7 protein-coding genes are annotated in these 6,368 nt (G+C 70.2%); 4 read left to right on the top strand and 3 right to left on the bottom strand.

Features of this window, described 5'->3' with window-relative positions:
- Positions 1 to 161: 161 nt before the first annotated feature.
- The 3 genes from AQJ30_RS36920 to AQJ30_RS14940 all read left to right on the top strand — a co-directional run bounded on the left by AQJ30_RS36920 (position 162) and on the right by AQJ30_RS14940 (position 2,752).
- Positions 162 to 395 (top strand): hypothetical protein, encoded by a 234-nt coding sequence (locus AQJ30_RS36920; RefSeq protein WP_169808473.1) that lies wholly within the window; start codon positions 162 to 164, stop codon positions 393 to 395.
- A gap of 807 nt (positions 396 to 1,202) precedes the next feature.
- Positions 1,203 to 1,745, top strand: a complete 543-nt coding sequence (locus AQJ30_RS14945; protein ID WP_079084043.1) for an IS5 family transposase — start codon at positions 1,203 to 1,205, stop codon at positions 1,743 to 1,745.
- A gap of 317 nt (positions 1,746 to 2,062) precedes the next feature.
- Positions 2,063 to 2,752: an esterase/lipase family protein gene (locus tag AQJ30_RS14940; RefSeq protein WP_067233529.1), complete on the top strand. Its 690-nt coding sequence runs from the start codon at positions 2,063 to 2,065 to the stop codon at positions 2,750 to 2,752.
- Positions 2,753 to 2,870: 118 nt separating this feature from the next.
- Here AQJ30_RS14940 and AQJ30_RS14935 read toward each other — a convergent pair whose 3' ends face one another.
- Positions 2,871 to 3,686 carry a VOC family protein gene (locus AQJ30_RS14935; RefSeq protein ID WP_067233527.1) on the bottom strand — a complete coding sequence of 272 codons (816 nt, stop codon included), beginning with the start codon at positions 3,684 to 3,686 and terminating at the stop codon, positions 2,871 to 2,873.
- Positions 3,687 to 3,936: 250 nt separating this feature from the next.
- On the opposite strand from AQJ30_RS14935, the gene AQJ30_RS14930 reads away from it, so the two are divergent.
- On the top strand, positions 3,937 to 4,182 hold the full coding sequence (locus AQJ30_RS14930) for a WhiB family transcriptional regulator (protein ID WP_067233525.1): 246 nt from the start codon (positions 3,937 to 3,939) through the stop codon (positions 4,180 to 4,182).
- A 60-nt stretch (positions 4,183 to 4,242) separates the two neighbouring features.
- On the opposite strand, the gene AQJ30_RS14925 is transcribed toward AQJ30_RS14930, so the two are convergent.
- Both AQJ30_RS14925 and ddaH read right to left on the bottom strand, forming a co-directional pair.
- Entirely contained in the window at positions 4,243 to 5,217 is a 975-nt protein-coding gene (locus AQJ30_RS14925; RefSeq protein ID WP_067233524.1) for an acyl-ACP desaturase, read from the bottom strand.
- A gap of 237 nt (positions 5,218 to 5,454) precedes the next feature.
- A complete protein-coding gene (gene ddaH / locus AQJ30_RS14920) occupies positions 5,455 to 6,231 on the bottom strand; it encodes a dimethylargininase (RefSeq protein WP_067233523.1) in 777 nt (258 codons plus the stop codon).
- Positions 6,232 to 6,368: the final 137 nt, after the last annotated feature.

Here is a 6,368-nt window from a genome sequence, read left to right as displayed (position 1 = left end):
AACGTGGAGTCTGAGCGGGGTTGCGGACGCCCTGGGGCCAGTAGGTGATCTGGGCACGGGAATCTATCACCTGGTCACGGGGGACACCAAGGCACTCTGGGGTGATGTGGCGGGTGTGGTCGCCGGCGGAATTGGAACAGCGCGCGGTCGTAAAGCGTTACATGACAATCACCACATGTTTTGCCGTTGTAGGAATTCTGTTCGGCGTCTTCCTGATAGCTTCCGGAAATTCCGGGGGATGGATCTTCCTGGCTCTTGTCGTCGTCATCTATGCCGGCCTGGCAATGTTTCTGAACATTATGAGGAAAAACAGCCCGGTCACCAGTAGGCCGAGAATAACCATGACCCGGGCGGACTGCATTGCCTTCCCCCGGGTCATGGTTATGGGCTGGTGACCTGAGTCGGAGGTACGTCGGCAGTAGGTGGCGACTTCGTCGAGTTCAGGCTGGACGGACCGATGGAAATGCGGATGTGTGACCGGCCAAGCTGCTCCAGGCTGCGGTTCAAGTAATCGTTCGTGTGTACTGCATCGACTTTTATGCGGTTCGGCCCGTGGACAGCCTGTTGGGCCCCCTCAGTGATCAAGAGGCGAAGGGGTAACGGTCGACTATGACGACATGGTGGAAGCGGATCGGTGCTGCGCTGGCCTTGGCAGCGGTAGTGAGCGCTGTCACGACGCTCGTGAGTGACCGGTCGTGGGGGTGGGACTTCGCAGCCCAATGTCTGATCTACGCGGTGCTCTACACATTGTTGGGATCTGTGGTGGCACGATCGCGGCGTCGGTCTGAAGAACGGGATGCGCAGCACATGCGAGAGATTCAGGAGATGCGGCGCGGCCGACGTTAACGGTGGTCCGCTGCCTGCCGCCTGGGCTGGTTCAACTTCGGTGACGGACGATTCGGTTTCGTTGGCACCGACGCCCGCCGCTTGGGCGAGGTGCTGCGGGTGCGGAGCATCTCGCGGCTCGGGGTCGACGTGCGCGTCGGCATCGGTCCGTCCATCACCGTGGCGGCGACCGCCTCCGCCCAGATCGAAACTCCCGGCGGGGTCCTCGCCCGCGATCCAGGCGCTGATCCGGGCGACGTGCTCCGGGCTCAGCACCCACCGCCCCGTCTCCCCGGGCCGGCGGGTGCGTCCACGCCGATTCCCAAAGTCGGGAATGGCATGTTGGACCGGTCCGGCCGTGGGCGACGACCGTTCCCGTGACCGCCTCGCCCTTGCCGCGCCTGGCCGCAGCGGGCTTGCAGGCGGGTGGGAGCTGGCGGGGGACGAACAGCGCCTCATCCCGCGGCGGACTGACCAGCAAGATCCACCTGGCCTGCGACGGACGGGGCCGGCCGCTGTCCTTCACGGTCACGGCCGGCACCCGCAACGACTGCACCCAGGCCGAGACGGTCATCGACAAGATCCGGGTCGCGAGCGCCGGGCCGGGACGGCCCCTTGTCCGGCCGGAGCGGGTGGTGGCAGACAAGGGCTACTCGGCCCGTTCCTTCCGCGCCTGCCTGCGCAGACGCGGCATCAAGGCGACCATTCCCGAACGCGTCGACCAGCTCGCGGGCCGACGCCGGCGCCGCGAACGGCCCTGCGGCTTCGACCGGACCGTCTACCGCCGCCGCAACGTCGTCGAGCGCTGCTTCCACCGCCTCAAGCAGTGGCGAGGCATCGCCACCCGCTACGACAAGCAACCCGACCGCTACCTCGCCGCCATCACCCTGGCCAGCACACTCATCCGGCTCCAGACATGATCGACAAGACGATGCCTAGGGGGGTGCCGTCCCTGCCGGCAGCACGCGGTGACGTGCGCAGGGAGGCGCGGCGAACGCGCAGCGGATCGCGTCCGCATCTATTTGGTGCACGCCCCTTGACCCGAGATACCTACCGGTCAGTATTCTCACGCCACCTTCACTGACACGGCTGCCCCCGTCTCCCCAGCGGTCCGGCAGACCCCCCTCGTCATGCCCAGCCCGCAGGCCCCGCTCCCGTGATCCGGGAAGCCTCAGGGCTGCCCTCTGTCAGAACGCGCCGACGAGCGCCGTCCCCGACCCCACCACGGAGTCCCCACGTGAAGAAGACCCTTGCCGCCGCAGCCGCCGCGGCAGCCGGTGCCCTGCTCGCCGTACAGGCTTCCCTCCCCGCTCAGGCCGCCGGCGGTACCACGTTCACCGCGACCAGCAACCCCGTCCTGTTCGTGCACGGTTACACCGGGAACGCGAGCAACTGGAACACCATGGCGGACCGCTTCAGAGCGGACGGCTGGCCCTCCTCGTACCTCGACCAGTGGTCCTACGACTGGCGCCAGTCGAACGCCACGACGGCCCAGCAACTGTCCGCCGAGGTCGACCGGCTCCTCGCGGCGACCGGCGCCACCAAGGTCGACATCGTCAGCCACTCCATGGGCGGGCTCGGCTCCCGCTACTACCTGAAGAATCTCGGCGGCACCGCCAAGGTGGACGCCTGGGTGTCCCTGGGCGGCCCGAACCACGGCACGGACAGCGCCAACACCTGCACCGACACGTCCTGCACCGAGATGCGGATCGGCTCCGCCTTCCTGGCCGACCTCAACTCCGGTGACGAGACGCCGGGTGCGGCCCGCTACGCGACCTGGTGGTCGCCCTGCGACACGGTGATCAACCCTGACAGCTCCGTGGCGCTCTCCGGCGCGACCAACACCCGGACCGCCTGCCTCAGTCACACCGCTCTGCTGACGGACGCGACCGTGTACGCCCAGACCCGTGACGTGGTCAATCGCTGACCCATGTCACGGTGGGCACTGCAGAAGGCCGCGGCTGCCGCACGCCGACGGGGTCGTCGCGTGGCAGCCGCTGAGGCCTCGCCTCACCTGGCGTGACGGCCACCGCGGACGGCGCCCCTCACGTCCCCTCGGGCCCGTCGGCACCCGGCTGCGGGGTCGCGCTCCTGATCACCGCGAAGCGGGCGCCGTAGGGGTCGGCGAGCCGGGCGACACGGCCGACGCCCGGGAGGTCCGTGGCGGGGCTGCGGACCGTGCCGCCCAGCTCCCGCGCGGTGGCCACCGCCGCGTCGGTGTCCTCGACCTCGAAGTACGGCAGCCAGTACGCCCCGGCCTCCGCCTCCAGCGGGTCCTCGGACAGCGGGACGATGCCGCCGAACATGGCGTCCTCGCTCAGCCCGCCCGGCAGCAGGGTGGTGTACGTGCCGCCGGGGAAGTCGACGCCGTAGGTCTCCAGGCCGAGGGCCGCGCGGTAGAAGTAGGCGGCCATGGGCAGGTCGGCCGTGTACAGCTCGATCCAGCACAGCGAGCCCGGCTCCTGGACCAGGTCCAGCCCCTTGGTCCGGCCCGGCTGCCAGATGCCGAACGGCACGTCCGCCTTGTCGGCGAGGATCGCCATGCGCCCGCGGTCCAGCACGTCCAGCGGACCGGCCAGCACCTTGCCGTGGGCGCCCTCGGCCGCCCGCGCCGTGGCGTCCGCGTCCGAGGTCAGGAAGTACACGGTCCAGGAGGGCGGCCCCTGCTCGGCGGAGGTCTGCATGCCGCCCGCCACGGTCCTCCCGGCGAGCTGGAAGAAGCCGTACCCGCCGGCCTCGGGCGGGCCGGGGCGATACTCCCAGCCGAACAGGCCGCCGTAGAAGGAAGCGGCGCCGTCGATGTCGGGGGTGCCGACGTCGAGCCAGTTCGGCGAGCCGGTGACATCACGGATGGTGAGCATCTGCGCCCTCCTCTGAGGGATCCCGTTGCCTGTACTGCCGAGTCTGGCACCCACCACCGACAAGCGCCGCCGAACCGCCCGTCCGGTCCGCACGGCCGGCGACCGGGACCGGCCCCGCTGCGCGGTTCTCCCCGCGCGCCGCCGTGCACCGGGGCGCCGCGCGGGGCCATCATCGGGACGGCCGGGTCCGTCCGCCCGCGTTGATCAGTCGTTGAGCGAACGTTTTTCGCCGACCGGCACGCTCCTGGGCATGTTCACCGACACCATCACCACGCCCGACCTCACCTGGCAGCGGGAGGCGCTGTGCGCGCAGACCGGGGCGGACTTCTTCTTCCCCGAGCCCGGCAGCTCGGTGCGTGACGCGAAGCGGATCTGCGGCCTGTGCCCGATCCGCTCCGCCTGCCTCGACTACGCCCTCACCCACGACGAGCGCTTCGGCGTCTGGGGCGGCCTGTCCGAGAAGGAACGCCTCCACCTGAGGCGCACCTCCTCCTGACCCTCAGCGCACGCGGCCGCGTACGCCAGGGACCGCGAGACCCGGTCCCGCCCCCCTCGCTCAGCCCGCCGCCCGCGCAGCCATCCGGGCCTTGCGGGCCGCCAGGCGCTCGTCGAACTTCGCGGCCTCCGCGTCCAGGCCGCCCAGGAACAGGCCCAGCTCGTCCTGGGCCCGCTGGCCCTCGGGGCCGAGGCCGTCGATGTCCATGACCTTCAGGAAGCGCAGCACGGGCTGCAGCACGTCGTCGTGGTGGATGCGCAGGTTGTAGACCTCGCCGATGGCCATCTGCGCGGCGGCCCGCTCGAAGCCGGGGATGCCGTGGCCCGGCATGCGGAAGTCGACCACCACGTCCCGCACGGCCTGCATCGTCAGGTCGGGGGCGAGCTCGAAGGCCGCCTTGAGCAGGTTGCGGTAGAAGACCATGTGCAGGTTCTCGTCGGTCGCGATGCGCGCGAGCATGCGGTCGCAGACCGGGTCGCCCGACTGGTGGCCGGTGTTGCGGTGGGAGATGCGGGTCGCGAGCTCCTGGAAGGCGACGTAGGCGACCGAGTGCAGCATCGAGTGCCGGTTGTCGGACTCGAAGCCCTCGCTCATGTGGGCCATCCGGAACTGCTCCAGCTTGTCCGGGTCCACCGCGCGCGAGGCGAGCAGGTAGTCGCGCATGACGATGCCGTGTCGGCCCTCCTCGGCCGTCCAGCGGTGCACCCAGGTGCCCCAGGCGCCCTCGCGGCCGAAGAGGCTGGCGATCTCGTGGTGGTAGCTGGGCAGGTTGTCCTCGGTGAGGAGGTTGACCACCAGCGCGATCCGGCCGATCTCGGTGACCTTCGACTGGTCCTTCTCCCAGGCCTCGCCGTCCTCGAAGAAGCCGGGGAAGTTGCGGGCGTCGCTCCACGGCACGTACTCGTGCGGCATCCAGTCCTTGGCGACCTGCAGGTGCCGGTTGAGTTCCTTCTCGACCACTTCCTCCAAGGCGTACAGCAGCCGGGCGTCGGTCCAGCCGGCGGCGCTGCCGAGGTGCGGGGAAGTGATCGTCACGGGAACTCCAGGGGACGCGGGAACAGACGGGGACGGTCCGGCGAGCGGTGCCGAACTTACGAAAGCGTAGGCTACGTACCCGTAGGTTACGAAGCCGTAGGTTAAGGCCGCCGTAAAGACCGCTGATCAGCCCGGCCGGATCCGTCCCGCCGGGACGGGCCCCGCCGGGACGAATCCACCCAAATGACTCAGATTCGCGCAGGTCCGGGGCCCGGACGGGGAGGCCCGGGTTCCCCGTCAGGCGTACAGCTCCCGCAACCGGACCGAGAGGCACGTCACACAGCCCTCGAGCTTCTCGAACTCGCTGATGTCCACCACGACCACCTCGAAACCGAGGTCGGTGAGCAGGTCGGCCGTGCGCGGGGCGCTCGCCGCCATCAGCAGCCGGTCGCCGCCTAGCAGCACCACGTGCGCGCCGGACTCCTCCGGCACCGACAGGAAGCGCGGGAACAGCGACGGCCGGTCGACCTTCGGGATGTGCCCGATCACCGTGCCGTCGGGCAGCGCCGTCACGGCCGACTTCAGGTGCAGCACCCGGCTCACCGGGACGGCCACCACGCGCGCGCCCAGCGGCTCGAACGCCGCGCGCAGCTGCTGGACCCCGGCCGCGTTGGTCCGCCCGCCCCGGCCGACGTACACCGTGTCGCCGACCTTCAGCACGTCACCGCCGTCCAGCGTGCCCGGCTCCCAGATCCAGTTCACCGAGCAGCCCAGGCGCGCCACGGCCTCCTCGACGCCCGCGGTCTCCCCGCGGCGGGACTCGGCGCCGGGCCGGGTGATCAGGGCGACGTTGCGGAACACCACCACGGCGTCCTCGACGAACACCGCGTCCGGGCAGTCGTCGGCGGGCTCGACCTCGACGGTCTCCCAGCCGTGCGCGCGCAGCGCCTGCGCGTACGCCTCCCACTGCTCGACGGCGAGGTCCACGTCGACGTCCTCCCGCTCGACGTGCGTGACCAGCCCTTCGGCGAGGCGCGGGCCGGGGCGGCGGATGAGGGCCTTCTTGCTGGGCACGTCCGTGTCTTCCGTGTCTTTCCGTGTCTTTTCGTGGAGGTCTCGTGGTGGGGTACCGGCGAGGGGCGGACCGGCGCCGTGGGCCTGGCGCCGGTCCGCCATCATGCAGCCCCGGGGCACCAGGACCAAACCCCCGC

Source organism: Streptomyces longwoodensis (genome assembly GCF_001514125.1).
In the GTDB taxonomy this organism is placed as follows: domain Bacteria; phylum Actinomycetota; class Actinomycetes; order Streptomycetales; family Streptomycetaceae; genus Streptomyces; species Streptomyces longwoodensis.
The sequence above is the reverse complement of the archived record's forward strand: the minus strand, read 5'-3'. Positions and strand labels throughout refer to the sequence as shown.